Origin of the sequence: Sphingomonas sp. (genome assembly GCF_965200105.1) — a bacterium.
Classification (GTDB): domain Bacteria; phylum Pseudomonadota; class Alphaproteobacteria; order Sphingomonadales; family Sphingomonadaceae; genus Solisphingomonas.
The window spans coordinates 52,133-75,460 of record NZ_CBDATN010000001.1 but is presented as its reverse complement, the minus strand read 5'-3'; the positions used below and the strand labels follow the sequence as shown (position 1 = coordinate 75,460).

Genomic DNA, 23,328 nt, shown 5'->3' with positions numbered 1-23,328 from the left:
CTTGGACCATTCAGCGTACAGCGGGGATAAGCGCAGATGAAGACCTGTCTCGTTGTCGACGACTCGAAGGTGATCCGCAAGGTTGCCCGTCACATTCTCGAGACGATCGGCTTTGACGTCCAGGAGGCCGGCGACGGCCAGGAGGCGCTGGACCATTGCCGGGCGACCGCGCCCGACGTCGTGCTGCTCGACTGGAACATGCCGGTGATGAGCGGCATCGAGTTCCTGCGCGCGCTGGGTCGCGAGGCGATGCAGCGCAAGCCGAAGGTGATCTTCTGCACCACCGAGAACGGCGTCGCGCACATCCGCGCCGCGATCGACGCGGGCGCCGATGAGTATGTCATGAAGCCCTTCGACCGCGAGACCCTGCAGAGCAAGTTCGCGCTCGTCGGCGTCGCCTGACACGCCGGTGAGCGTGTCCGCGCCCGCCGGGCGCCGGGCTGGCGGGATTGCGACGCGCGTGATGCTGGTCGACGATTCGATCGTCGCGCGCTCCGTCATACAATCCATCCTGGCTCCGCATCCCCGCTTCCAGGTCGTCGCGACGGCGAGCGGCGCCGCGCAGGCGCTGGCCGAGCTCGACCGCACGCCCGTCGACGTCGTGCTGCTCGACCTGGCGATGCCGGGTATGGACGGGCTCACAGCGCTTCCCGATTTCGTCCGGCGCGGCGCGCGCGTGATCGTCGTCTCGGCGACGGCGGGGAAGGGCGCGGACGACTGCGTTCGCGCGCTGACGCTGGGTGCGGTCGATACGCTGGAGAAGCCCGCCGCCGGCTTCGGCGAGGGCTTCGCGAACGAACTCGTCGAAAAGCTCGCGCGGATCGGCGTCGAGGGCCCCGTCGCAGGACCTGCTGGTGCCGGTGCCGTGCCGCGCGACCGCCCGGTGGCGCTCGCCTCGACGACGACCGGCGCGATCGACTGCGTCGCGATCGGCGCGTCGACGGGCGGGCTGCACGCGCTGAGCGCGCTGTTCGCCGCGCTCGATCCGGGCTGCGACGCGCCGATCACGATCACCCAGCACCTGCCCGCCGTCTTCATGCCCTATTTCGCGGCGCAGATCGCGACGATGACGGGGCGCCGCTGCACCGTCGCGCGGGAGGGCGAGACGCTGCACCGGGGGACCATCCTGGTCGCGCCGGGCGACGCGCATCTCGGCCTGCGCGCGGCGCAGGGCGAGGTGCGCGTGCGCCTCGATCGAACGCCCGCGCCGTCGGGTTGCCTGCCCTCCGTCGATCCGATGTTCGAGGCGGTGGCCGAGTGCTTCGGCGCGAGGGGCGTCGGCGTGGTGCTGAGCGGGATGGGCCGCGACGGGCTGATAGGCGCGCGCCGGCTGGTGGAGGCGGGCGGCGAGGTGGCGGTGCAGGATCGCGCGACCTCGGTCATCTGGGGCATGCCCGGCAGCGTCGCCGCCGCCGGGCTTGCCGCCACCGTAGCCGAACCCGCCGCGATCGCGCGCCGTCTCGCCGAGCGTGCGCTGCCGGCGGGCACGCGGCGAGTGCTGCGATGAGCTACCAGATCAGCGACGGCGCGGTGCACATCCTCGCCGGCCTGCTGGAGGCGCGCACCGGCCAGCAGCTCGCGGTCGGCCGACGCTGGCGGATCGACACCGCGCTCCGCCCGCTGCTCGCCGAGGTGCGCGCATCGAGCCTCGACGATCTCGCGCATCGGGTCGTCGCCGGACGCGATCCGATGCTGGCCGACAAGGTGATCGAGGCGCTGCTCAACCACGAGACCTCCTTCTGTCGCGATGCGCGCGCTTTCCAGCAGCTCGCCGAGCTCGGGTTCGGCCGCCTGCACGAGGCGCGGCGCGAGACGCGACGGTTGCGCGTCTGGTCCGCCGGCTGTGCCACCGGGCAGGAGGCCTACACGCTCGCGATGCTGTTCGCCGACGAGCCCGAACGCTGGGCGGACTGGCACATAGACATCCTCGGCACCGACCTCTCCGCCGCCGCGATCGAGCGCGCCCGATCCGGCGTCTACACCCACTTCGAGGTGCAGCGCGGGCTGCCGATCGCGCAGATGCTCCGCCGCTTCGAGCAACGCGACGGCCAGTGGCGGGTGGAGGCGGCGCTGCGGCGGATGGTCCGCTTCCAGGTCCACAACCTGCTCGACGCGCCGCCCGCCGGCCGCTTCGACGCGGTGCTGTGCCGCAACGTGCTGCTCTACTTTGCGGGTGACATGCGGCGGCTGGTGTTCGGCCGCATCGCCAGCGCCATCGCGCAGGACGGCGCGCTGATGCTGGGCGCCGGCGAGACGACGATGGGCCAGACCGACCAGTTCGTCTCCGACTATTCCTGCCGCGGCCTCTACCGCCCGCGTGTCGAGCCTCCCCGCCAAGCCGCCGCTTCCTGAGCGAGGCTTGACGGGCGCGTGCGCCCACGCGAACCAGGGACATGGCCGAGCCGATCGACTGCCCATCGCCCAACCATGGCGAGCGCCTGCTGCCGGTGTCGATCCTCGTCCTCCATTATACCGGCATGACGGATGCCGCCTCCGCGATCCAGCGGCTGACCGATCCGACATCGGAGGTCTCGGCGCACTATCTGATCGCGGAGGACGGGCAGGTCGTCCGCCTCGTCGCCGAGGACCGGCGCGCCTGGCACGCCGGCAAGAGCTGGTGGCGCGGCGTCACCGACGTCAATTCGGCGAGCATCGGCATCGAGCTCGTCAATCCAGGCCACGAGATCGGCTACCGCCCGTTTCCCGAGCAGCAGATGGCGGCGCTGATCCCGCTGATGGCGGAGATCACGCAGCGCCACGGCATCACGCGCGGCAACATCGTCGGCCACTCCGACATCGCGCCCGCGCGCAAGCAGGATCCGGGCGAGCTGTTCGACTGGGAGCGACTGGCGCGACTCCGGCTCGCGCTGCCGCGCCCGCACAAGTACCTGGCGGACCCGGACTGGAACGACGGCGGCTTTCTGCTCGCGCTCGAACGCTTCGGCTACGACATCTCCGAGCCCGAGGCGGCGGTGGTCGCCTTCCAGCGCCGCTACCGCCCCAACATACTCGACGGTGTGATCGACGGCCAGTGCCGCGCCATCCTGCTGTCGCTGCTGACCGGCGGCGACAAGGCGGCGGCGCTGAGGGCGGCGGGCGAGCGCTGAGGCGCGCGCCTCACGCGCGGCAATAGTCGCGCATCAGCGAACGGATCGCCTCCTCCTCCATTGCCGCCTTCGTCGCCACCGCCCACAGATCGTAGGCGGGCGCGGGCCGCCGCCGCGCGCCGACCATCGCGAAGCCCGCCGCCGTCAGCGCCGCGACCAGCGTCTCGCGCGAGAAGGCGGTGCGGTGCGCCATGTAGGTCTCGCCGCGCGCGATCGAGGCGCCGTGACCGTAGAGGATGTCGAGCGCGGTGATCGGCCCCGCCGGCGAGACGTAGAGCGGTTCGGCCAGCCGACCGGCGGCGACATGCTCCGCGACCGCCACCGCGTCGGGGCAGGTGACGACCGCGAAGCCGTCGGGCTTGAGCACGCGGCGGAACTCGGCGAGCACGCCCGCGACCTCGTGCGTCTCGACATGCTCGATATTATGCGAGGAGTAGAGGGCGTCGACGCTTTCGTCGGCGACGGCGTGCATGTCGAGCGTGGTGCCGACGATGTCGGGCTCGACGTCGGGGTTGATGTCGAAGCGGATCTCGCGCCAGCCCTGCTGGAAGCCGGCGGTCATCCGCGCGATGGTGGCGGAGCCGCAGCCGACGTGGAGAACCTGGCGCATCGCGCCGCTATGCGTCCGTGACGCGCGCTCGACAACCGGGCAGGCGTGGCGCTATCGCGGCCCTTGCCAGAGGGTCGGGCGGCCGCCGCTCGCTTGCGAGGGGAGGAAAGTCCGGGCTCCACGGGAACACGGTGCCGGGTAACGCCCGGCGGCTCCGGACATGTCCGGGGTCAGGGACAGTGCCACAGAAAGCAGACCGCGACCGCTTCGGCGACGCAAGGGCGAAAGGGTGCGGCAAGAGCGCACCGAGATTCCGGCAACGGGATCGGCGACGGCAAACCCCACCGGGAGCAAGACCGAATAGGGATCGCGCGAGCTTTACGCTCAGGGGCCGGACCCGCCCCGCGATCCGGGTTGGTCGCTTGAGGCCGGGAGTAATCCCGGCCCTAGAGGAATGGTCGCCCATCCGTGCTTCGGCGCGGTGGACAGAACCCGGCTTACAGACCCTCTGGCGCTCGGGGTCGGCAGCCGATAGCAGGGCGCGATGCTGGAGAGCCCGACGCCGGACCGCAAGGCCACCGTCCTGCTGCTGCTGGCGATCGCGGGCTGCGTCGACGCGATCGGCCTCGCCGAGACGGGGCGCTACTTCGTCTCCTTCATGAGCGGCAACACCACGCAGGCCGGGCTCGCGCTCGCCTATGGCGATTGGGCGGGGACGGTGGCGCCGCTCGGCCTCGTCGCGCTGTTCGTCGGCGGGGCGACGCTGGGCACGCTCGTCGTCGAGCGCGCCGCGAAGCGGACGGTGCCGGTGCTGCTGATCGTCGAGGCGGCGCTGCTGGCGCTCGCCTGGATGGGGTTCGGCTCCTCGCGGCCGATGCTCGGCGTGGTGCTGCTGGCGGTGGCGATGGGGCTCGCCAACATCGTCACCGCGCAGGGGCCGGGGCCGCACCCGGGCGTCACCTACGCGACGGGCGCGCTGGTCCGCGTCGGCACCGGGCTCGCCGCGCTCGGACGCGCGCGGGGCGGGGCCGCGCGGCTCGCCTTCGACGTCGCGTCGTGGCTGGCGCTGCTCGGCGGGGCGGTGGGCGGCGCGCTCGCGCGGCTGCGCTACGGCATGTCCACGCTGGCGGCGCTCGCGGCGGTGGTGGCGCTGCTCGGCCTCGTCGAACTCGTGACGGCGAAACGGCGGGTCGAAGGAAGCGGTCGCTAAACGCGCAGGCGGCCATTACAGAAGGCGCGATGGCACGCTACTCGCGCTCGAACGATTGGGGGTTCCCACGCTGGCGCGGCTACGGCGCCGAGAGTGGCGCCACGCGCGTGCGGATGTGCGACCGTCACGGTTGCGACCAGCCGGGCGACCGGCCCGCGCCCAAATCGCCCAACAGCCCCGAACGCTGGTGGTTCTGCGAGGCGCACGCCGCCGAGTATAATCGGAATTGGGACTATTTCGCCGGGCTGAGCGCGGAGGAAGCAGCGAAGCGCGAGGCCGACGAGCGCCGCGACGCCTCGGGCTTCGGGCAGGCCGCGTCCAGCCGCTGGGCCGGGCCGGGCGACGGCAGCCGATCGCGCGACGAGCTGCGCGCGCTCGACGCGCTGGAGCTGGAGGTCGACGCCACGTTCGAGGAGGCGAAGGCGGCGTGGCGCCGGCTCGCCAAGGCCAACCATCCCGACGTCAAGCCCAACGACGCCGAGGCCGCCGAACGTTTCCGCCGCGTGCAGGCGGCGTGGGACGTCCTGCGCGCGGCCGAGGAGCGCCGCGCCCCCTATGAAGGCGCGCCGTGAGCAAGGCGATCCGGCGCCAGTCGGTGCCCACCCGCTGGCGCGGCGCGGTGCTGGTGTGCGGCAAGTGCACGCGCAAGGTGAAGGGCGGCTTCGGATCGAAGTGCCACACTCCGCTCGCCAAGGCGCTCCGCAAGCGGGCGGGCAAGGGCAAGACCTACCGGCTGTCCTACGGCGTGATCGAGACGGGCTGCCTGAAGCTCTGCCCCAAGGGCGCGGTGGTGGCGATCAACGGCGCGAGGCCGGGCGACTGGCAGCTCGTGCGGCCCGGCGAGGATATAGAGGCGGTCGCGCGGCGGCTGGGACTGCCGGAGCTGGACGCCGAAAGCGTGCCGACTGTCTGATGCGCGGCTACTCGTCGCCCAGGCTCTCCGGCACCGGATCCTTGCCCGAGATGCGACGCGCGGTGGCGGACGCGGCGGCATAGTCGCCGAACTCCCCCGAGATCTGCAGCGCGCCGCCGTCCGCCAGCGCCGCCGCCGGGCTGGCGCCGAGCGGCTTACCGTCGAGCGTGACGGCGAGGTCGGTCGCGCCCTTCGCCGCCGCCTTCACCGCCGCGACGCCGGCGGCCGTCAGCGTGACCATCAGCGACGGCTTGCCGCCGGCATCGGGCAGCGCGCGCGCGTCAAGCACCTGGGCGGGCGCTACGCCCACGCCGGCGACCGCGAAGCGCCCGGTGGGATAGGCGGCGCCCGCCCACGCCGCGCTGCCGGTGAGCAGCAGGGCGAGGCCCAGCGCGGCGATCATGCGCATCCTCATGCCGCCGTGTACCGTCCCGCAGTCTCGCGGATGAGCGCGATCATGTTGGGGATGCCCTGCGTGCGGTTGGACGAGAGCTGCGCCGAGAGATCGAAGGGCGCCAGCGCGCCCGCGATGTCGGTGGCGGCGATCTCGTCCGCCGGCCGGTCCTGCACCGTCTCGAGCACCAGTGCGATGATGCCCTTGGTGATCGCCGCGTTCGAGTCGGCCAGGAAGTGCAGCCGTTCCCCGTCGCCCGGCACCGGATAGACCCATACCGACGCCGAGCAGCCACGGACCAGCGTCGCCTCGGTCTTGAGCGCGTCGGGCATCGGTTCCAGCGCACGGCCGAGATCGATCAACAGGCGGTAGCGATCGTCGGCGTCGAGGAACGCATATTCGTCGCGGATGTCGGCGAGGCTCTGCATGGATGGAGACTTAGTGACGGGCGGGGCGATCGTCACCCCGGCTAGGGATCGATGCCCTCCGCGATCGCCTCCAGCTTGCGGATGCGCTCGCGCAGGTCCGCAAGCTCGATCCGCGCGCCGGCGGAGGGGTTCGCGGCAGGCTCGGCGCGCGCGAGCAGGCGGTGCTGGAGGTCGAGCCAGCCGCGCCAGCCCGCGAGCGTCGCGACGACGAGCATCGCGAGGCCGGCGAGCGCCGCGACGGGGAGGATGAGGGCGGGGATCATCACGATGTCCCTTCCTGCCGGGCTCAGTTGAGCGGGCGGTCGCGCAGCCGCTCGATCTCGTCGGACAGATGCGTGCCGCGATCGGTGAGGATGCGTTCCAGCACCGCCACGCGGCTCTCCAGCCGTTCGGTCTTGGCGGCATATTGCGCGGCGCGCTCGGCGGCGTCGTTCGAGGTGGCCTGGGCGATCCGCTCCTTGGCTTCGAGCCACCGCTCGAACGGGCGGCGGGCGAGCGCCACGATCGGGATGCAGACCGCGACGAAGGGGATGATGAGGCTGAAATCCATGGTGGCGATCCTCAGTTGATGGGGCTGCGCAGGCCCTCGATCTCGCGATCGAGGCGATAGGCGCCGTCGGTGACGATGCGCTCGACCGTGGCGAGCCGGTCCTTGATCGCGCCCAGCTCGGCGCGGAGCTGCGCATTCTCCTGCGTAAGCAGGCTGACGCGCTCGTCGGTGGCCTGCGCGGAGTGCGGGTGGACGAGCGGGCCGAACGGGCCGCCGCCCAGCGGATAGCCGTGCTTGACCTTCATGCGGGTGACGAGCAGCCATGCCACACCGAGGATCATGATCCCGGTGACGATGATCGGGGCGACTTCGCGAAGTGAGAGCGCGGTTTCCATTGTTCGTCCTCCCTCAGCGCAGGCTGTCGATCTCGTCGGCGAGCCGGCGATTGCTGCTGGTGTAGTGGACCTCCAGGTCCGACAGGCGGCGATCGATGTCGCGGAAGGAGGAGCGCACGTCGCGGATCGAGTTGCCGGGCTTGGCGCGCACGCCCTGCCAGAACTTGCGGTCCTCGACGCTGTCGTAGGCTAGCTCGCCCGGCTTGTCGTTCGCCGCCCAGGCGGTGACGCCGTAGGCGATCAGCGTCCACGGGAAGCCGCCGACGATCGTCAGGATCACCATGCCGACGCGCACCAGCGTGGCATCGAGCCCGGTATAATCGGCGAGCCCCGCGCAGACGCCCAGCCACTTGCCGTTGCGCTTGTCGAGGTAGAATTTGGTGTGTCGGGCGGCCATCGTTCGTCTCCCCGTTGATATCGTGCGTCAGGCGTGGCCCGGCCAGCGGGCCTCGGGCGGTAGCGGGCGCGCGGGTGCGTCGCCCGGCCGCCAGGTGGGATCGTCGGCGGCGACGATGCGCTCGATCGTCTGGAGCCGCTCGTCGAGGCGGCGGGCGAGATCGTGCATCTCGTCGAGCAGGCGTTCGTCCTCGATCGAGAGCCCGCGCGCGCGCCGCCACTGCGTCACATAGTGGAGGAGGAGCCACGGGACGCCGATGAACAGCATCCCGCAGATCACGATCGGCAGGAACACGTCCTCCATCGCCTCACCCTTCCCTGTTGGCCAGCTTGGCCTTCATCGCGGCGAGTTCGTCCTCCACCGCGTCCGACGCGCGCAGGTCGGCGAACTCCTCCTCCAGGCTGCGCGGCGCGGCACCCATGCCGGCGGCCTCGGCACGGCCCTCGGCGAAATCGACGCGGCGCTCCATCGTCTCGAAGCGCGCGAAGGCGTCGTCGATGCGCGGGCCGTTGGTCATCTCGCGCATCCGGGTGCGGTTCTGCGCGCTCTCCAGTCGGGCGACGATCGAGTTCTGGCGGGCGCGCGCCTCGCGCAGCTTGCCCTGGAGCTTACCGATATCGTCCTCCGAGGCGGAGAGCGCATCGTCGAGCGTGGTGATCTCCTCGCGGAGCTGGACGGCCATGTCGGCGGACTTGCGCTTCTCGACGAGCGCGGCCTTGGCGAGATCCTCGCGGCCCTTGGAGAGCGCGAGCTCGGCCTTCTCGGTCCAGCCCTGGCCCAGCGTCTCCAGCTTGGCGATGTGGCGGCGCATCTCCTTCTGGTCGGCGATGGTGCGCGCGGCGGACGCGCGGACCTCGATCAGCGTCTCCTCCATCTCCATGATGATCATGCGGATCATCTTGGCGGGATCCTCGGCGCGATCCAGCATGTCGCTGACGTTGGCGGCGAAGATGTCCTTCGCGCGATTGAAGATACCCATAAGCTCGGTTCCTTGGCTGGTCAGGCGATGGCGGGGCCGACGGCGGCGCCCAGGCACAGGAGGCTGGTCGCCGCGGTGGCGAGCAGCGTCAGCAGCGTGGCGAAAGCGGGGCGTTCGATGGCGGCGGTGAACATGGCGGAGGCTCCCTGATCATCTTCGTGGACCGCTCGAAGCGGTGACGCCAACAGCTTTGCAGGTGCCGTGCCAAGTGCGTGGAAGCGCGCATTTCCGCCGTTTTTAGCCGTCCATGACCGGCCGGCGGCATCGACGCACTTGCCAAGCATTGGGATTCCGTACCAACTCCCGGCCCGTGGACCGCGACACCAAGTTCCTCGGCGAATCGATCGCCTTCCTCGACGCGATCGAGCGCGCCAGTCGCGCCGCCGGGCTCAACCGCCCGGTGCTGGTGATCGGCGAGCGCGGCACCGGCAAGGAGCTGATCGCCGAGCGGCTGCATCGTCTCTCACCACGCTGGTCGGGCGCGTTCGTGACGCTGAACTGCGCGGCGCTGCCCGAGACGCTGATCGAGGCGGAGCTGTTCGGCCATGAGGCGGGCGCCTTCACCGGCGCCACCAAGATGCGCCAGGGCCGCTTCGAGGAGGCGGACGGCGGCACGCTGTTCCTCGATGAATTGGCGACCTTGTCGTCGGGCGCGCAGGAGCGGCTGCTGCGCGCCGTGGAATATGGCGAGGTGACGCGGATCGGCTCGTCGCGCGCGATCCGCGTCGACGTCCGCATCGTGGCGGCTACCAACGAGCATCTGCCCGACCTGGTCGAGCGCGGCCGCTTCCGTGCCGACCTGCTCGACCGGCTGTCGTTCGAGGTGGTGACGCTGCCGCCGCTCCGCTTCCGCGAGGGCGACGTGCCGGTGCTCGCCGACTATTTCGGGCAACGCATCGGCTTCGAGCTGGGGTGGAAGGGCTGGCCCGGCTTCACGCCTGCGGCGATGGCGGAGCTGACGAGCTATGGCTGGCCCGGCAACGTCCGCGAGCTGCGCAACGTCGTCGAGCGCGCGGTTTACCGCTGGGACGAGCCCGAGCGAGCGATCGAGGGCATCGAATTCGATCCCTTCGCCTCGCCGTGGCGGCCGCAGGGCGCCGCCGCCAAGCCGGCGATGACGGTGCAGCCCGGCCCCGCCGAGCCAATGATCGTCGCCGAGGACGTCAGCGACTTCCGCGCCGCCACTGAGGCTTACGAGCGCAAGCTGCTGGAGGCGGCGCTGAAGCGCTGCCGCTACAACCAGCGCCATACGGCGGCGGCGCTGTCGCTCACCTACGATCAGCTTCGCCACGCGCTGCGTCGCCACAGCCTGCTCGACCGGCAGCCCGCCTCCTGATCCTCGCGTCGACGAACCTTTGCGCGAGGCGTGGCGTTAACCGTGCGACTCAACGAAGGAGAAACGCGATGGCGTTCCAGGTCCCCCCGCTCCCTTACGATTACGGCGCGCTCGCACCGACCGTCGACGAGGAGACGATGAAGCTCCACCACGACAAGCACCACCAGGCCTATGTCGATAAGCTCAACGGCGCGCTCGGCGACAACGGCCTCGACGGCAAGTCGATCGAGGATATCCTCGGCTCGATCTCCTCGCTTCCGCCGATCGTGCGCAACAATGGCGGCGGTCACTGGAACCACAGCTTCTTCTGGGAGATCATGGGGCCCAACGGCGGCGAGCCTTCCGGCGCGCTCAAGTCGGCGATCGAGAGCGCGTTCGGCTCGATCGACGACATGAAGGAGAAGTTCAACACCGCCGGCGCCAACCAGTTCGGATCGGGCTGGGCTTGGCTGGTGGCGAAGCCTGGCGGCGAGCTGGAGATCGCCTCCACGCCCAACCAGGACAATCCGCTGATGGACGACGCCAAGGTGAAGGGCACGCCCGTGCTCGGCAACGACGTGTGGGAGCACGCCTACTACCTCACCTACAACAATCGCCGGCCCGATTACCTGAAGGCGTGGTGGAACGTAGTGAACTGGTCCAAGGCGTCCGAGATCTACGAGGGCGTCGCGAAGTAACGCTCACTCGCCGGGCGGGTGCTGCGCCACAGCCTCGCCCGGCGTCTCCATCAGGCCGTGGCGCATCATCATCGGCACGTTGGCGAGCGCGAACAGCACCGTGGCGGGCATCGCGCCCCACAGCTTGAAGCCGCTCCACGCCGCGAAGCTCATGTGCCGCCACGCCACCTCGTTGGCGATCGCCATGCCCAGGAAGAACAGCGCCCAGTTCCGCGACGCGGTCAGCCAGCCGCGCTCGCTCAAGCCCGGATAGGCGCTGCCGAACATCAGCTTGAGCAGCGCCTTGCCGCGCATGAGCCCCGCGAACAGCCCGCCCGAGACCGTCAGATAGTAGATGGTCGGCTTGACGCGGATGATGTCCTCGTCGTGGAAGGCGAGCGTCAGCCCGCCGAACACCAGCACCATCACGCCGGACAGCCACAGCATCGGCGATACCGCGCCCAGCTTCCACCTGGACACCAGCATGGCGACGGCGGTGGCCGCCATGAACACGCCGGTGGCCACGAACGCCTTCTCCGACGCCGGCACGGGCGCCACGAAGTTGGCGAGGAAGAACAGGACGAGCGGCCCGAAATCGATCGCCATGCGGAGCGTGGGGGAGGGTTCCGGCTTCATCGCGCGGGGCACTACAGGACGACGCACCCGCCGTCATCAGCGACCTCGCTGCACCGATCCGCGCGCGCGCGCGTTGGCGTCGCAGGTGAAGGGAGATGGCGATGCCCCGGTTGAACGGCGTTCTCGAGACCGCGCTATACGTCGACGACAAGCCGCGCTCGGTGCGCTTCTTCCACGAAGTCATGGGCCTGCCGATCCTGCTCGATCAGGAGCGGCTGACCGGGCTCGACGCCGGCGGGAACAGCGTGCTGCTGATCTTCGCGCGCGGGCAGTCGGTGGACGGCGAGGACACGCCCGGCGGCCACATCCCCGGGCACGACGGCGCCGGTCCGCTCCACATGTGCTTCAAGATCGCCGAGGCCGACTACGACGAGTGGCGATCGCACCTCCGCAAGGCGCAAGTGAAGGAGCTGTCCGAGGTGATGTGGCCGCGCGGCGGCCGGAGCTATTATTTCGAGGATCCCGACGGCCACGTCCTCGAACTCGCGACGCCCGGCCTGTGGTGGACGTACCAACCCCCCGACGGGCGCTAGACGCCCGCGATCAGCCCCGCCACTTCCTTGGGATCGAACGGGCGGAGATCGTCGAGCGTCTCGCCGACACCGATCGCGTGGATGGGCAGCTTGAAGCGCTCCGCCGCCGCGACCAGCACGCCGCCGCGCGCGGTGCCGTCGAGCTTGGTCATCACGAGGCCGGTGACGCCGGTCTCCCTGCCGAACACCTCGATCTGCTGGAGCGCGTTCTGCCCCGTCGTGGCGTCGAGCACGAGCAGCACGTCGTGCGGCGCGGCCGGGTTGAGGCGGCCGAGCACGCGGCGGATCTTGGCGAGCTCGTCCATCAGCCCGGCCTTGTTCTGCAGGCGGCCGGCGGTGTCGACGATCAGCACGTCGGTGCCGATCGCGGTGCCCTGCTTGACGCCTTCCCATACGAGGCTGGCGGCGTCCGATCCTTCCGCGCCGGTGATGATCGGCACGCCGATCCGCTCCGCCCACACCTTCAACTGGCCGATCGCGGCGGCGCGGAAGGTGTCGCCCGCCACCAGCATGACCTGATAGTCCTGCTCCTGGAACAGGTGGGCGAGCTTGGCGATCGTGGTCGTCTTTCCCGATCCGTTGACGCCGATGACGAGGATCACCTGCGGGCGGGGAAAGGCCTCGATCTCCAGCGGCTTGGCGACGGGGGCGAGCATCTTCGCCACCTCGTCGGCGACTACGGCGCGGACGCCGGCCTCGTCGATATCGCGGTCGTAGCGCTCGTCCTCCAGGCGATCGCGTACCCTGGAGGCGGTGACGGGGCCGAGATCGGACGCGATCAGCGCGTCCTCGATCTCGTCCAGCGTGGAAGCCTCGAGCCGCTCCTTGTTGAACAGGCTGTCGAGATTGTCCGACAGCCGATCGGAGGTGCGGCGGAAGCCCGCGACCAGCTTGTCGTGCCAGATGACGGTGTGGGGTACGCGCTTGTCGGTCATGGGCCCTCGATCATGCCAGCTCGCCGATCAGGGCGTCGCCGTCGACGGCCGTGACGCGCATCGCGACGATGTCGCCGGGGCGGGGCAGGTTGCCGGCGCCGGGCGCGCCGCCCGCCAGCCGCGCCTCGGCGTAGCTGCCGACATGGCCGCGCCCATCCTCGCGCTCGACGAGCAGCGACTGGACGGCGCCGAGCTGCGCCCCGAGCCACGCCCGCCGTCGGGTCTCGCCCGCCTCGCGCAGGCGCTTCGCGCGGGCGCGCGCGACCTGCGGCTCGACCTGAGGCATCCGCGCGGCGGGCGTGCCCCGGCGGGCCGAGTAGGGGAAGACGTGCGCGAACACGATGTCGCAATCGGCGAGCAGTCGCAGCGTGTTGCCAGCCTGCTCCTCGGTCTCGGTGGGAAAGCCGGCGATGAGGTCCGCGCCGATCGCGATCTCCGGGCGCGCGGCCTTGAGCCGCTCGACGAGCGCGACCGCCTGACCGCGCGTGTGCCGCCGCTTCATGCGCTTCAGCACCATGTCGTCGCCGGCTTGGAGCGAGAGGTGGAGGTGCGGCTGCACGCGCGGCTCCTGCGTCACCAACGCGAACAGCCGGTCGTCGATCTCGACCGAGTCGAGCGAGGACAGGCGCAAGCGGCGGAGCGCGGGCACGGCGGCGAGGACGCGCTCGACGAGGCTGCCCAGGCTGTCGCCGATGTCCGCACCGTAGCTGGTCGTGTCGACGCCGGTCAGCACCACCTCGTGATAGCCGCGATCGACCAGCGCCTTCACCTTGTCGACGACGAGCGCGGGCGGCACCGACCGGCTCGGCCCCCGCGCGAACGGAATGACGCAGAAGGTGCAGCGATGGTCGCAGCCATTCTGTACCTCGACGAACGCACGCGCGCGCGTGCCGAAGCCGGCGGCGAGGTGCGGCGCCGTCTCGCGCGCGGCCATGATGTCGGAGACCGCCACGGGTGGCGGGGTGGGCGATCGCAGGAGTGCCGCGTCCCACTTCTCGCGGTTGCCGAGCACCGCCGCGACGCCGGGGATCGCCGCGAAGCGATCGGGTTCGAGCTGGGCGGCGCACCCCGTCACGATCACGCGCTTGCCGCCCTGCCGCGCCGCGCGGCGGGCGGCCTGCGCGGACTGGCGAACCGCCTCTGCCGTGACCGCGCAGGAGTTGACGACGATCAGGTCGTCGGCGTCGCCGGCGAGCGCGCGCATCGCCTCGCCTTCCGCCATGTTGAGGCGGCAGCCGAGCGAGACGATCTCGGGCCCGCTCATGCCGCGAGAAGCTCCGGATCGAGCTCGCCGTCGAAAACGAGGGTGGCGGGCCCGGTCATCGCGATCGTGCCGCCCGGCGTCCAGCCGATCGTCAGCGCCCCGCCCGGCAGGCGCACGCACACCTCCTCGTCGGCGAGCCCGGCGCGTATGGCGGCGACGGCGGCGGCGCAGGCGCCGGTGCCGCAGGCGCGCGTGGCGCCGGCACCGCGTTCCCACACCCGCAGCCGGATGCGATCGCGCGTTTCCACCGTGGCGATGCCGACGTTGACGCGCTCGGGAAAGACGGAGTCCTGCTCGATCGCCGGGCCGACGGCGGCGAGGTCCACCGCGTCGGCATCGTCCACGAACAGCACGAGGTGCGGATTGCCGACGTTGAGCGCGATCGGCGCGCGGACGGGCGCGACGCCGTCCCAGCCGAGCGGCAGCGCGGCGGTGTCGAGCGGGTAGGCGAGCGGCACCTCGTCCCAGCCGAAGCGCGGCATGCCCATGTCGACGCGCACGCCGCCGTCATGCGCGTCGGCGCGGATCATGCCCCCGCCGGTCTCGATCGCAGGCGCGCCGCCGACGAGGCTCGCCACACAACGCGCGGCGTTGCCGCAGGCGCCGACCTCGCCGCCGTCGCGATTGAAGATGCGCATCCGCACGTCGGCGACGGCGGAAGGCTCGATCAGGATGAGCTGGTCGCAGCCGATGCCCGTCCGCCGGTCCGCGATCGCGCGGGCGAGCGTGGCGGACACCGCGAACGGCTCGACGCGCGCGTCGATCACGACGAAGTCGTTGCCGAGCCCGTGCATCTTGTGGAACCGCCGCCGCATGACGGCGGGCGATCTAGGGGGCGGGGGCCGCCCTGTCCATGCGGCGCGCGGCCGCGCGCCGGTTCAGCCCAGCTTGCGCGCGCGCATTTCCGGCATGACCATATCGTCCACCGGCCCGCGCGCGGTGGGCAGCAGCCCGCGCTCGGCGAGCAGGCGGCGCGCGGCGGCGATGTTCATCGGCTTGCCATAGTGCCAGCCCTGGCCCTTGGCGCAGCCGATCGCCTTCAGCCGATCGCGGATGGCGGCGTCCTCGATGCCCTCGGCGGTAATCGGCAGGTTGAGGCTGTCGCCGAGCCTGGAGATCGCCATCACGATCGCGGCGGCCTCCGGGTCCTCGACCATCGCGGTGACGAAGCTCTTGTCGATCTTGATGCGATCGAAGGGCAGCGCGCGCAGGTGCGCCAGCGACGAGTAGCCGGTGCCGAAATCGTCGAGCGCGATGCGGATACCCTGGTTCTTGAGGCTGCGGACGATCGACTGGGCGAGCGACAGGTTCTGGAACAGCGAGCTCTCGGTGATCTCGATCTCCAGCCGGCTGGCGGGGAAGCCCGTCTCGATCAGCAGCTTGACGATCTTCTGCGCGAGCCACGGATCCTTGAGCTGCGCGGGCGAGATGTTCACCGACAGGGTGAGCGAGGCATCCCAGTCGCGCGCCTCCACGAAGGCGCGGCGCATCACCGCGACCGAGAGGTCGGAGATCAGTCCGCACTCCTCGGCGATCGGGATGAAGCTGTCGGGCCCGATCGTCTCGCCGTCCGGATGATCCCAGCGGGCGAGCACCTCGAAGCCGATCAGCCGACCGGTCTCGAGCTCGATCTGCTGCTCGTAATAGGGCAGGAAGCGGCCCTGCGGAATGCCCTCGCGCAGGCCCGCCTCGATCGCGTTGCGCTCGATCAGCGCGCGCTCCATCGTGGCGTCGAAACGGATATGCCGGTTGCGGCCGGCGGTTTTGGCGGCGTCCATCGCGATGTGCGCGCGCCGGAGCAGCGCGTCGACGTCGGTGCAGTCGGGTTCGGAGCGGGCGATGCCGATCGAGGCGCCGATATGCGCGGTGATGCCCTTGACGGTAAGGGGTCGGGCGAGCGCGTCGACGATGAAGTCCGCGAGCGTGTCGACCGTGCCCGCGCCCGCCACGTCGAAGGGCACCAGCACCGCGAACTCGTCGCCGTCGAGCCGCGCCGAGATCGCGCCGCCCGGCAGCGCACGCCGGATCACCCCGGAGGCCTCGCGCAGCACCGCGTCGCCGGCGAGATGGCCGTGCACCTCGTTGACGGTCTTGAAGTGGTCGAGATCGACGATCAGCATGGCGGCCGTGCGACCGCGCTTCAGCGCCGCCTTGATGAGCCCGGCGCCCTCCTCGACGAAGGCGCGGCGGCTGAGGAAACCGGTGAGCTCGTCGGTGCGGGAGAGTTGGTCGGCGCGCTCGACCGCGCGATCGTGCGCGGCCATCGTGGCCACGAGATCGTGGTAGCGCCGCCAGGCGAACAGCACGAGCGCGATGTCGAGCAGCAGACCGGGTATCAGCGTGCGATCGGGCGCCGCCTCGCCGATCAGGTGGGTGCCGGCGAACAGCATCAGCATGAAGGCGGCGATCAGGACGCCGCCGGCGACGAGGTCGCGGCGCATGCGGGCGTGCGGTACAGCGCCCGTGGCTCGTTTCGATCGCGACCGCATGCAAGCTCCCACACCACTTCCGGGCGATATTGCGCGCGAAGCGTCAAGAAGCGGTGAAGCCGCGCACCTTGCGCCACCGAATGCGCTGCGCTACGGGCTTGCGCGTTCGTTCCCGCGTGGTGCGATCTGGCTCCAGCGCCGTATCCTTCAGGGTCGGCGTCCGCCGGCCGGCGAGTTTTCGCCCGCCGGCGCTTCGTGCGTTGGGGCCGGCGCGACAAGCGGGACGCTTGAGGAGCGTGGCCGATGTTCGAGAGCCTGAGCGAGCGGCTTGCCGGCGTGTTCGACAAGCTGCGCGGACGTGGCGCGCTGGGCGAGGCGGACGTGCGCGCGGCGATGCGCGAGGTGCGCGTCGCGCTGCTGGAGGCAGACGTCGCGCTGCCGGTGGTACGCTCCTTCGTCGACAAGGTGACGGAGCAGGCGGTCGGCCAGCAGGTGCTGCGCTCGATCACGCCGGGCCAGCAGGTCGTCAAGATCGTCTCGGACCAGTTGACCGAGATGCTGGGTTCGGAGGCATCCGACCTCCAGCTCGACGTGACGCCGCCCGCGATCGTGATGATGGTCGGCCTGCAGGGTTCGGGCAAGACGACGACCACAGCCAAGATCGCCAAGCGCCTGCGCGAGCGTGGCCGCAAGAAGGTGCTAATGGCGTCGCTGGACGTCAATCGCCCGGCCGCGCAGGAACAGCTCGCGGTGTTGGGCACCCAGGCCGAGGTGCAGACGCTGCCGATCGTCGCGGGGCAGCAGCCGGTCGATATCGCCAGACGCGCGGTGCAGGCCGCTAGGCTTCAGGGCTTCGACGTGCTGATGCTCGACACGGCGGGCCGCCTCCACGTCGACCAGGCGCTGATGGAGGAGATGAAGGCGGTCGCGGGCATCGCGAGCCCCGACGAGATCCTCCTCGTCGTCGACGCGCTGACCGGTCAGGACGCGGTCAACGTCGCCACCTCCTTCTCCGAGCAGGTGGCGCTCACCGGCGTGGTGCTCACGCGCATGGACGGCGATGCGCGGGGCGGCGCGGCGCTGTCGATGCGCGCCGTTACCGGCAAGCCGATCAAGTTCGCGGGCACCGGCGAGAAGCTGGACGGGCTGGAGCTGTTCCAGCCGGCGCGCGTCGCCGGCCGCATCTTGGGCATGGGCGACGTGGTCAGCCTCGTCGAGCGCGCCGCCGAGACGATCCAGCAGGAGGAGGCCGAGAAGCTCGCCGACCGCATGTCGAAAGGCAAGTTCGACCTCGACGATCTGCGCGCCCAGTTTAATCAGATGCGGCGCATGGGGGGGTTGGGCGCGCTCGCCTCGATGATCCCGGGCATGGCCAAGATGAAGAATGCCGCGCAGGCCGGAGGCATGGACGACACGCTGCTCGTGCGGCTGGACGCGATCATGTCGTCGATGACGCCCAAGGAGCGGCAGAAGCCCGAGATCGTCAACGCCAAGCGCAAGATCCGCATCGCCAAGGGTTCCGGCACCACGGTGCAGGAGGTCAACAAGCTCCTCAAGATGCACCAGGAGATGGCGACCGTGATGAAGCGCGTGAAGAAGATGGGCGGGCTGAAAGGCTTGGCGTCGATGTTCTCCAAGGGCGGCATGGACGCGGCGCTCGGCGGCATGACCGGCGGGCAGATGCCGCCGACCGGCCTGCCGGGCGCGGGTGTCCCCGGTGGCCTTCCAGGGCTGCCGGGCGGGCAGCAGATGCCGCCCGGCTTCCAGAATTTTATGCGTAAGAAGTAACTTCAGAACCGTTTCGCAGAAGGGAAGACCATGTCCGTATCGATCCGCCTGTCGCGCGGCGGCGCCAAGAAGCGCCCCTACTACCGCATCGTGGTCGCCAACTCGCGCTCGCCGCGTGACGGCGCCTATCTGGAGAAGATCGGCACCTATAATCCGATGCTCGGCAAGGACGACGAGAAGCGCGTGGTGCTCGACGCCGAGCGCGCGAGGCACTGGATCGCCCAAGGCGCGCAGCCGACCGATCGCGTCGCCCGCTTCCTCGACGCCGCCGGCGTGAAGGAGCGCGCCCAGCGCAGCAACCCCAAGAAGGCGGAGCCGGGCGAGAAGGCCAAGGAGCGCGCCGAGGAGCGCGCCGCCAAGGCCGCCGCGGCGAACCCCGTCGAGGAGCCCGCCGCCGAGGCGCCAGCCGAAGCCGGCGCCGAGGCCTGAACCCGTTCACGGTCGGCCGCGTTCTCCCGTCACCCAACGACAGGAGACCGGCATGACCGAGGACGACCAGAAGGACCGCGAGCCCTTGCAGCCCGACGCCGGCAAGGCGGTGCCGTCGCAGGCGCCCGCCGAGGGCGACGACGACGTGTCGCCGCCGACCGAGGGCTCGCCCAAGGGCTGATGCCGCAGGAAGGTCGCGCTTGACCGCACCGCCCCAAGCCGTCGTGCTCGCCGCCATCGTCGGCGCGCACGGCGTGCGTGGCGAGGTGCGGTTGAAGGCGTTCAGCGACGATCTCGCCCGCTATCGCACGTTCGACGCGGGCGGACGGACGCTGACGCTGCTGTCGGTGCGCGCCGGCGCCAATGGTGTCGTCGCGCGCTTCGCCGAGGTGGGCGATCGCACCGCCGCCGAGGCGCTGCGCGGCGTGACGCTCAGCGTGCCGCGCGACACGCTGCCGCCGCTCGGAGACGGCGAATATTATCACGCCGACCTGATCGGCGCGGAAGCGCGCTCGTCGGAGGGCGAGGCGCTGGGCCGGATCGTGGCCGTCGAGAATTACGGCGCGGGCGACCTCGTCGAGGTAGAGCGGCCCGACGGGCGGCGTTTCCTCGTGCCCGTAGGCGCGGGCGTAGACGATCTCGGGCCGCCGGTGATCGTCCACGCCGCGTTCGTGGAGGCGTGATTGGACGGGCCGTCCGCCTTCTTCCTGCTGATCCTGGCGTTGCAGGCGGCGTTCACCGCCGCCGTCGTCGTGCTGGTGGCGCGGCGCTATCCGGCGCGGGCGGGTGCCTACCGCTTCGTGGCGCCGGCGGCTGTGCCGATCGTGCTGATGCTGTTCGTCGCCCACGCCTATGTGCAAGCCTTCGCGCAGGCCGGCATGCCGCTCAGCTACGGGCCGCTGGCGCGGATCGCGCTGGCCTACCTCGTGCTGTGGCTCGTGGGTATGGTCTGGGCGACGCTGCTCGTCCGTCTCGTGCGGCGGTGAGCTTCCGCGCCGCGATCCTGACGCTCTACCCCGCGATGTTCCCGGGGCCGCTCGGCCACAGCCTCGCCGGCCGCGCGCTGGCCGAGGGGCGCTGGGCGCTGGAAACCGTGCAGATCCGCGACTTCGCCGGCGATCGCCACCGCTCGGTCGACGACACGCCGGCGGGCGGCGGCGCGGGCATGGTGATGCGCGCCGACGTGCTGGCGGCCGCGCTCGACGCGACCACGGTGCGCCTGCCCGGCCTGCCGGTGCTGGCGATGACGCCGAGGGGCGCGCCGCTCCGCCAGCCCCGCGTCCGCGCGCTGGCGGCGGGGCCGGGGGCGATCATTCTGTGCGGACGCTTCGAGGGCATCGACCAGCGGCTGTTCGACGCGCGCGACATCGAGGAGCTGTCGGTCGGCGACTATATTCTCTCGGGCGGCGAGGTGGCGGCGTGCACGCTGCTCGACGCTTGCGTCCGGCTGCTTCCCGGCGTAATGGGCGCGCCCGCAAGTGCGGACGAGGAGAGCTTCGAGAGCGGCCTCCTCGAATATCCGCACTATACCCGACCGCAGGAGTGGGAGGGGCGCACGATCCCGCAAGTGCTGCGATCGGGGGATCACGCGCGGATCGCGGCCTGGCGCCATGCCGAGGCCGCGTTGATCACACGGTCAAGGCGGCCGGACCTTTGGGAGCGCCATGGTGGCGGCCCGGTCCCGTCGCCCTCTGGCGCGCGGCGCGAAGACGGGGACGACCGATGAACCTGATCCAGCAGCTCGAAGCCGAGGCGATCGAGCATTTCAACCAGACCAAGGCCATTCCGGAGTTCCGCCCCGGCGACACGCTGCGCGTGGGCGTGAAGGTCGTCGAGGGCGAGCGCACGCGCGTCCAGGCGTTCGAGGGCGTGTGCATCGCGCGCGCCAATCGCGGCATGGGCTCCAGCTTCACCGTGCGGAAGATCTCGTTCGGCGAGGGCGTGGAGCGCGTCTTCCCGCTCTACTCGCCCAACGTCGATTCGATCGAGGTGGTGCGCCGCGGCGCGGTGCGTCGCGCCAAGCTCTATTACCTGCGCGGCCGCACCGGCAAGGCCGCCCGCATCGCCGAGCGCAAGGACCCGCGCGGCACCGCGACGGCCTGACGCGCCACCATCAGGGCCCGCGAGGGCGTCGGCGGCGTGAAGCTGCCGGCGCCCTTCGTTCGTCCCCTTGCGAGGGCGGCACGGCGGGCTACACCGGCGCGATGCGCTCTCTCCTCCTAGCTCTCCCGCTGCTCCTCGCCGCCGCGCCGCCTGCCGTGCCGCAGCAGCCGCTGACGTTGGCCCGCGTGTTCGCCAGCCCGTCGCTTTCCGGGCCGAGCCCGCGTGCCGCCAAGCTGTCGCCCGATGGCCGCTACGCGACGTTGCTCAAGCCGCGTCCGGACGACGCCGAGCGTTACGACCTGTGGGCGATCGACACGACGACCGGCGCGGAGCGGATGCTGGTCGACAGCACCAGGTTCGGCGGCGGCGCGATCAGCGAGGCCGAGAAGATGCGCCGCGAGCGCGCGCGTGTCGGCGGCACCAAGGGCATCGTCGACTATGACTGGGCGCCCGACGGCAAGAGCGTCCTCGTGCCGGTGGACGGCGACCTCTATCTCGCCACGCTCGACGGCGCCGTCCGCCGGCTGACGGACACGCCCGAGAGCGAGCTCGACGCCAAGGTGTCGGACGGCGGCCGCTACGTCAGCTTCGTCGCCGGGCAGAACCTTCATGCCATCGATCTCGCGAGCGGTGCGGATCGCGCGCTCACTACCGACGGCAAGGGCAGCGTCACCTGCGGCACCGCCGAGTTCGTGGCGCAGGAGGAGCTGGATCGCCGCACCGGCCACTGGTGGGCGCCCGACGACGGTCGCGTGGCGGTGGAGTGCTACGACGAGGCGCCGATGAAGGAGATCACGCGCGCCTCGATCGGCGCCACCGGCACCACCACCTACACGCAACGCTATCCGCTCGCCGGGACGCCCAACGTGCTCGTCTCGCTGTGGGTCGTGGCACCGGAGGGCGGACGCCGCGTGAAGGTCGATCTCGGGCCCGACCCGGACATCTACCTCGCGCGCGTCGACTGGGCGCAGGACGGTCGCACGCTCTACGTCCAGCGGCTCAGCCGCGACCAGAAGCGGCTTGACATGCTCAGGGTCGATCCCGCGACCGGCGCCTCGTCCGTGCTGTTCTCCGAGACCTCGCCGACCTGGGTGGACCTTTCGGAGAGTTTCCGCGCGCTCAAGGACGGCAGCCTGATCTGGGTGTCGCAGCGCGACGGCTATCGCCACCTCTATCGCTGGAAGGCGGGAGCCTGGACGCAGCTCACGCGCGGGCCGTGGATGGTTGGGAACGTCATCGGCGTCGACGAGAAGGCGCACCGCCTCACCTTCACCGCCAACAAGGCGACGCCGGTCGAGAACCATGTCTACGCCGTCGACTACGCGCGCCCCGCCGAGCCGAGGCAGCTCACCGAGGGCGGCTACTGGAACGAGGCGGCGGCGGACAAGGACGGCCGGCGCCTGCTCGTCCAGCGATCGAGCCCGGACCAGCCGCCGCAGGTCTATTTCGCGGACGCCGACGGCAAGCGGCTCGGCTGGATCGAGCGCAACGCGCTCGACGCCTCGCACCCTTACGCGCCTTATCTGGCTGGCCAGCTCCCGACCGCGTTCGGCACGCTCAAGGCGACGGACGGCTCGACGCTCCACTATCGCGTGACGAGGCCCGCGACGCCCGGCCCGCACCCCGCCTTCGTCGAGGTCTATGGCGGGCCGGCCGGGCAGACGGTCCGGCGTGCCTGGGCGGGGCGCGGCGGGTTGTTCGAGCAGTATCTGGCGCGCAAGGGCTGGGTGGTGTTCTCGCTCGACGGGCGCGGCACGCCGCATCGCGGGACGGCCTTCGAGAGCCAGATCTACGAGAAGAACGGCACCGTCGAAGTGGAGGACCAACTCACCGGCCTCGCCTGGCTGAAGGCGCAGCCCGACGTGGACCCGAAGAAGGTGGCGCTGTTCGGCTGGTCCAACGGCGGCTACATGACGTTGCGCATGCTGGAGAAGGCGCCGGGCGCCTACGCGGCGGGCGTGGCGGTGGCGCCGGTGACGCGGTGGGAGCTGTACGACACCGCTTATACCGAACGCTATATGGGCGATCCGCGCCGAGTACCCGACGCCTACAAGGCGTCCGACCTGATCGACGAGGCCGGCGCGGTTCGCGATCCGCTGCTGGTGATGCACGGCATGGCCGACGACAATGTGTTCTTCGACAACACGGTCGAGCTCGTCTCGGCGATGCAGGACAAGGGCGTGCCGTTCGAGATGATGGTCTATCCCGGCAAGACGCACTCCATCTCGGGCTCGGCCACGCAGACCCACCTGTACGGCACGATGGAACGCTTCCTCGACGACAAGCTTGGCTTGGGTGGACAAGCGGCACCCGCCCGTTAAGGCGTCACGCGCACTATTCGGACGGGTCGGAACGG

At 70.8% G+C, this 23,328-nt stretch carries 31 protein-coding genes, 1 other RNA gene and 1 pseudogene; 19 read left to right on the top strand and 14 right to left on the bottom strand.

All coding sequences use genetic code 11. The features are described from left to right. The first annotated feature begins 36 nt into the window (after positions 1–36). From ACOFKX_RS00360 to ACOFKX_RS00345, 4 genes are read left to right on the top strand one after another with little or no spacing between them, the layout of a single operon-like run. Positions 37–402, top strand: a complete 366-nt coding sequence (locus ACOFKX_RS00360; RefSeq protein WP_419825115.1) for a response regulator — start codon at positions 37–39, stop codon at positions 400–402. A gap of 7 nt (positions 403–409) precedes the next feature. Beyond that, positions 410–1,507, top strand: coding sequence for a chemotaxis protein CheB (locus ACOFKX_RS00355; RefSeq protein WP_419825114.1), 1,098 nt, complete (start codon positions 410–412; stop codon positions 1,505–1,507). Further along, positions 1,504–2,352: a CheR family methyltransferase gene (locus ACOFKX_RS00350; RefSeq protein ID WP_419825113.1), complete on the top strand. Its 849-nt coding sequence runs from the start codon at positions 1,504–1,506 to the stop codon at positions 2,350–2,352. Before ACOFKX_RS00355 ends, ACOFKX_RS00350 begins: the two co-directional genes overlap by 4 nt. 41 nt (positions 2,353–2,393) lie before the next feature. Then, positions 2,394–3,107: an N-acetylmuramoyl-L-alanine amidase gene (locus ACOFKX_RS00345; RefSeq protein WP_419825112.1), complete on the top strand. Its 714-nt coding sequence runs from the start codon at positions 2,394–2,396 to the stop codon at positions 3,105–3,107. 10 nt (positions 3,108–3,117) lie between these two features. On the opposite strand, the pseudogene ACOFKX_RS00340 reads toward ACOFKX_RS00345, so the two are convergent. Next, a pseudogene (locus ACOFKX_RS00340) lies at positions 3,118–3,744 on the bottom strand (class I SAM-dependent methyltransferase); the annotation flags it as partial. Positions 3,745–3,783: 39 nt separating this feature from the next. Between ACOFKX_RS00340 and rnpB the strand changes: the two are divergent. The 4 genes from rnpB (at position 3,784) to ACOFKX_RS00320 (ending at position 5,780) form a co-directional block, all read left to right on the top strand. Then, positions 3,784–4,173, top strand: an RNA gene (gene rnpB, locus ACOFKX_RS00335) — RNase P RNA component class A. Positions 4,174–4,201: 28 nt separating this feature from the next. Beyond that, positions 4,202–4,867 carry a YoaK family protein gene (locus ACOFKX_RS00330; RefSeq protein ID WP_419825111.1) on the top strand — a complete coding sequence of 222 codons (666 nt, stop codon included), beginning with the start codon at positions 4,202–4,204 and terminating at the stop codon, positions 4,865–4,867. 29 nt (positions 4,868–4,896) lie between these two features. Further along, entirely contained in the window at positions 4,897–5,439 is a 543-nt protein-coding gene (locus tag ACOFKX_RS00325) for a J domain-containing protein (RefSeq protein ID WP_419825110.1), read from the top strand. Beyond that, the gene (locus tag ACOFKX_RS00320) at positions 5,436–5,780 is read left to right on the top strand and encodes a (2Fe-2S) ferredoxin domain-containing protein (RefSeq protein ID WP_419825109.1); all 345 of its coding nucleotides are present in this window, start codon (positions 5,436–5,438) and stop codon (positions 5,778–5,780) included. Before ACOFKX_RS00325 ends, ACOFKX_RS00320 begins: the two co-directional genes overlap by 4 nt. 7 nt (positions 5,781–5,787) lie before the next feature. Here the strand turns inward: ACOFKX_RS00320 and ACOFKX_RS00315 are convergent, their stop codons facing one another. Genes ACOFKX_RS00315 through pspA form a run of 8 tightly spaced genes read right to left on the bottom strand, consistent with a single transcriptional unit; the run spans position 5,788 to position 8,863 of the window. Continuing rightward, entirely contained in the window at positions 5,788–6,183 is a 396-nt protein-coding gene (locus tag ACOFKX_RS00315) for a hypothetical protein (RefSeq protein WP_419825108.1), read from the bottom strand. A gap of 8 nt (positions 6,184–6,191) precedes the next feature. Continuing rightward, positions 6,192–6,602 (bottom strand): SufE family protein, encoded by a 411-nt coding sequence (locus ACOFKX_RS00310; protein WP_419825107.1) that lies wholly within the window; start codon positions 6,600–6,602, stop codon positions 6,192–6,194. Positions 6,603–6,643: 41 nt separating this feature from the next. Further along, positions 6,644–6,865: a hypothetical protein gene (locus ACOFKX_RS00305; RefSeq protein ID WP_419825106.1), complete on the bottom strand. Its 222-nt coding sequence runs from the start codon at positions 6,863–6,865 to the stop codon at positions 6,644–6,646. 23 nt (positions 6,866–6,888) lie between these two features. Continuing rightward, complete coding sequence (locus tag ACOFKX_RS00300) at positions 6,889–7,152, bottom strand: hypothetical protein (protein ID WP_419825105.1); 264 nt, start codon at positions 7,150–7,152, stop codon at positions 6,889–6,891. A gap of 11 nt (positions 7,153–7,163) precedes the next feature. Then, a complete protein-coding gene (locus tag ACOFKX_RS00295; RefSeq protein WP_419825104.1) occupies positions 7,164–7,487 on the bottom strand; it encodes a hypothetical protein in 324 nt (107 codons plus the stop codon). Between the two features lie 13 nt (positions 7,488–7,500). Continuing rightward, the gene (pspC, locus tag ACOFKX_RS00290) at positions 7,501–7,884 is read right to left on the bottom strand and encodes an envelope stress response membrane protein PspC (protein WP_419825103.1); all 384 of its coding nucleotides are present in this window, start codon (positions 7,882–7,884) and stop codon (positions 7,501–7,503) included. Between the two features lie 27 nt (positions 7,885–7,911). Then, entirely contained in the window at positions 7,912–8,187 is a 276-nt protein-coding gene (pspB, locus tag ACOFKX_RS00285) for an envelope stress response membrane protein PspB (RefSeq protein ID WP_419825102.1), read from the bottom strand. Between the two features lie 4 nt (positions 8,188–8,191). Beyond that, a complete protein-coding gene (gene pspA / locus ACOFKX_RS00280) occupies positions 8,192–8,863 on the bottom strand; it encodes a phage shock protein PspA (protein WP_419825101.1) in 672 nt (223 codons plus the stop codon). A gap of 310 nt (positions 8,864–9,173) precedes the next feature. Between pspA and pspF the strand changes: the two genes are divergently transcribed. Beyond that, positions 9,174–10,199, top strand: coding sequence for a phage shock protein operon transcriptional activator (gene pspF / locus ACOFKX_RS00275; RefSeq protein WP_419825100.1), 1,026 nt, complete (start codon positions 9,174–9,176; stop codon positions 10,197–10,199). Positions 10,200–10,267: 68 nt separating this feature from the next. Continuing rightward, positions 10,268–10,876, top strand: coding sequence for a superoxide dismutase (locus ACOFKX_RS00270; RefSeq protein WP_419825099.1), 609 nt, complete (start codon positions 10,268–10,270; stop codon positions 10,874–10,876). Positions 10,877–10,879: 3 nt separating this feature from the next. On the opposite strand, the gene ACOFKX_RS00265 is transcribed toward ACOFKX_RS00270, so the two are convergent. Then, the gene (locus tag ACOFKX_RS00265) at positions 10,880–11,491 is read right to left on the bottom strand and encodes an inner membrane-spanning protein YciB (RefSeq protein WP_419825098.1); all 612 of its coding nucleotides are present in this window, start codon (positions 11,489–11,491) and stop codon (positions 10,880–10,882) included. Positions 11,492–11,592: 101 nt separating this feature from the next. Between ACOFKX_RS00265 and ACOFKX_RS00260 the strand changes: the two genes are divergently transcribed. Continuing rightward, complete coding sequence (locus tag ACOFKX_RS00260) at positions 11,593–12,024, top strand: VOC family protein (RefSeq protein WP_419825097.1); 432 nt, start codon at positions 11,593–11,595, stop codon at positions 12,022–12,024. Here ACOFKX_RS00260 and ftsY read toward each other — a convergent pair. From ftsY to ACOFKX_RS00240, 4 genes are all read right to left on the bottom strand, one after another. Then, positions 12,021–12,959, bottom strand: a complete 939-nt coding sequence (gene ftsY / locus ACOFKX_RS00255; RefSeq protein ID WP_419825096.1) for a signal recognition particle-docking protein FtsY — start codon at positions 12,957–12,959, stop codon at positions 12,021–12,023. The genes ACOFKX_RS00260 and ftsY overlap by 4 nt on opposite strands. Before the next feature lie 10 nt (positions 12,960–12,969). Continuing rightward, positions 12,970–14,223: a tRNA (N(6)-L-threonylcarbamoyladenosine(37)-C(2))-methylthiotransferase MtaB gene (gene mtaB / locus ACOFKX_RS00250; RefSeq protein WP_419825095.1), complete on the bottom strand. Its 1,254-nt coding sequence runs from the start codon at positions 14,221–14,223 to the stop codon at positions 12,970–12,972. Next, positions 14,220–15,038 carry a diaminopimelate epimerase gene (gene dapF, locus ACOFKX_RS00245; protein ID WP_419825094.1) on the bottom strand — a complete coding sequence of 273 codons (819 nt, stop codon included), beginning with the start codon at positions 15,036–15,038 and terminating at the stop codon, positions 14,220–14,222. Before dapF ends, mtaB begins: the two co-directional genes overlap by 4 nt. A 63-nt stretch (positions 15,039–15,101) precedes the next feature. After that, positions 15,102–16,664, bottom strand: coding sequence for a putative bifunctional diguanylate cyclase/phosphodiesterase (locus ACOFKX_RS00240; RefSeq protein ID WP_419825093.1), 1,563 nt, complete (start codon positions 16,662–16,664; stop codon positions 15,102–15,104). 291 nt (positions 16,665–16,955) lie between these two features. Between ACOFKX_RS00240 and ffh the strand changes: the two genes are divergently transcribed. From ffh to ACOFKX_RS00200, 8 genes are all read left to right on the top strand, one after another. After that, positions 16,956–18,440: a signal recognition particle protein gene (ffh, locus tag ACOFKX_RS00235; RefSeq protein ID WP_419825092.1), complete on the top strand. Its 1,485-nt coding sequence runs from the start codon at positions 16,956–16,958 to the stop codon at positions 18,438–18,440. Positions 18,441–18,470: 30 nt separating this feature from the next. Next, complete coding sequence (gene rpsP, locus ACOFKX_RS00230) at positions 18,471–18,869, top strand: 30S ribosomal protein S16 (RefSeq protein ID WP_419825091.1); 399 nt, start codon at positions 18,471–18,473, stop codon at positions 18,867–18,869. Between the two features lie 52 nt (positions 18,870–18,921). Continuing rightward, entirely contained in the window at positions 18,922–19,050 is a 129-nt protein-coding gene (locus ACOFKX_RS00225; protein ID WP_419825090.1) for a hypothetical protein, read from the top strand. Positions 19,051–19,069: 19 nt separating this feature from the next. Continuing rightward, positions 19,070–19,552 (top strand): ribosome maturation factor RimM, encoded by a 483-nt coding sequence (gene rimM, locus ACOFKX_RS00220; protein WP_419825089.1) that lies wholly within the window; start codon positions 19,070–19,072, stop codon positions 19,550–19,552. Continuing rightward, the gene (locus ACOFKX_RS00215; RefSeq protein ID WP_419825088.1) at positions 19,553–19,855 is read left to right on the top strand and encodes a hypothetical protein; all 303 of its coding nucleotides are present in this window, start codon (positions 19,553–19,555) and stop codon (positions 19,853–19,855) included. Continuing rightward, positions 19,852–20,595 carry a tRNA (guanosine(37)-N1)-methyltransferase TrmD gene (gene trmD, locus ACOFKX_RS00210; protein ID WP_419825087.1) on the top strand — a complete coding sequence of 248 codons (744 nt, stop codon included), beginning with the start codon at positions 19,852–19,854 and terminating at the stop codon, positions 20,593–20,595. Before ACOFKX_RS00215 ends, trmD begins: the two co-directional genes overlap by 4 nt. Beyond that, positions 20,592–20,972, top strand: coding sequence for a 50S ribosomal protein L19 (rplS, locus tag ACOFKX_RS00205; RefSeq protein ID WP_419825086.1), 381 nt, complete (start codon positions 20,592–20,594; stop codon positions 20,970–20,972). The genes trmD and rplS overlap by 4 nt, the downstream gene beginning before the upstream one ends. Positions 20,973–21,073: 101 nt before the next feature. Then, on the top strand, positions 21,074–23,293 hold the full coding sequence (locus ACOFKX_RS00200) for a DPP IV N-terminal domain-containing protein (protein ID WP_419825085.1): 2,220 nt from the start codon (positions 21,074–21,076) through the stop codon (positions 23,291–23,293). Positions 23,294–23,328: the final 35 nt, after the last annotated feature.

Bases quoted from the DNA above. Each gene is read 5' to 3' on its own strand.
- ACOFKX_RS00360 (WP_419825115.1), top strand. From the start codon at position 37: ATGAAGACCTGTCTCGTTGTCGACGACTCGAAGGTGATCCGCAAGGTT.
- ACOFKX_RS00350 (WP_419825113.1), top strand. From the start codon at position 1,504: ATGAGCTACCAGATCAGCGACGGCGCGGTGCACATCCTCGCCGGCCTG.
- ACOFKX_RS00345 (WP_419825112.1), top strand. From the start codon at position 2,394: ATGGCCGAGCCGATCGACTGCCCATCGCCCAACCATGGCGAGCGCCTG.
- ACOFKX_RS00330 (WP_419825111.1), top strand. From the start codon at position 4,202: ATGCTGGAGAGCCCGACGCCGGACCGCAAGGCCACCGTCCTGCTGCTG.
- ACOFKX_RS00325 (WP_419825110.1), top strand. From the start codon at position 4,897: ATGGCACGCTACTCGCGCTCGAACGATTGGGGGTTCCCACGCTGGCGC.
- ACOFKX_RS00315 (WP_419825108.1), bottom strand. From the start codon at position 6,183: ATGATCGCCGCGCTGGGCCTCGCCCTGCTGCTCACCGGCAGCGCGGCG.
- ACOFKX_RS00310 (WP_419825107.1), bottom strand. From the start codon at position 6,602: ATGCAGAGCCTCGCCGACATCCGCGACGAATATGCGTTCCTCGACGCC.
- ACOFKX_RS00305 (WP_419825106.1), bottom strand. From the start codon at position 6,865: ATGATCCCCGCCCTCATCCTCCCCGTCGCGGCGCTCGCCGGCCTCGCG.
- ACOFKX_RS00300 (WP_419825105.1), bottom strand. From the start codon at position 7,152: ATGGATTTCAGCCTCATCATCCCCTTCGTCGCGGTCTGCATCCCGATC.
- ACOFKX_RS00295 (WP_419825104.1), bottom strand. From the start codon at position 7,487: ATGGAAACCGCGCTCTCACTTCGCGAAGTCGCCCCGATCATCGTCACC.
- pspC (WP_419825103.1), bottom strand. From the start codon at position 7,884: ATGGCCGCCCGACACACCAAATTCTACCTCGACAAGCGCAACGGCAAG.
- pspB (WP_419825102.1), bottom strand. From the start codon at position 8,187: ATGGAGGACGTGTTCCTGCCGATCGTGATCTGCGGGATGCTGTTCATC.
- pspA (WP_419825101.1), bottom strand. From the start codon at position 8,863: ATGGGTATCTTCAATCGCGCGAAGGACATCTTCGCCGCCAACGTCAGC.
- ACOFKX_RS00270 (WP_419825099.1), top strand. From the start codon at position 10,268: ATGGCGTTCCAGGTCCCCCCGCTCCCTTACGATTACGGCGCGCTCGCA.
- ACOFKX_RS00265 (WP_419825098.1), bottom strand. From the start codon at position 11,491: ATGAAGCCGGAACCCTCCCCCACGCTCCGCATGGCGATCGATTTCGGG.
- ACOFKX_RS00260 (WP_419825097.1), top strand. From the start codon at position 11,593: ATGCCCCGGTTGAACGGCGTTCTCGAGACCGCGCTATACGTCGACGAC.
- ftsY (WP_419825096.1), bottom strand. From the start codon at position 12,959: ATGACCGACAAGCGCGTACCCCACACCGTCATCTGGCACGACAAGCTG.
- mtaB (WP_419825095.1), bottom strand. From the start codon at position 14,223: ATGAGCGGGCCCGAGATCGTCTCGCTCGGCTGCCGCCTCAACATGGCG.
- dapF (WP_419825094.1), bottom strand. From the start codon at position 15,038: ATGCGGCGGCGGTTCCACAAGATGCACGGGCTCGGCAACGACTTCGTC.
- ACOFKX_RS00240 (WP_419825093.1), bottom strand. From the start codon at position 16,664: ATGCGCCGCGACCTCGTCGCCGGCGGCGTCCTGATCGCCGCCTTCATG.
- ffh (WP_419825092.1), top strand. From the start codon at position 16,956: ATGTTCGAGAGCCTGAGCGAGCGGCTTGCCGGCGTGTTCGACAAGCTG.
- rpsP (WP_419825091.1), top strand. From the start codon at position 18,471: ATGTCCGTATCGATCCGCCTGTCGCGCGGCGGCGCCAAGAAGCGCCCC.
- ACOFKX_RS00225 (WP_419825090.1), top strand. From the start codon at position 18,922: ATGACCGAGGACGACCAGAAGGACCGCGAGCCCTTGCAGCCCGACGCC.
- rplS (WP_419825086.1), top strand. From the start codon at position 20,592: ATGAACCTGATCCAGCAGCTCGAAGCCGAGGCGATCGAGCATTTCAAC.
- ACOFKX_RS00200 (WP_419825085.1), top strand. From the start codon at position 21,074: ATGCGCTCTCTCCTCCTAGCTCTCCCGCTGCTCCTCGCCGCCGCGCCG.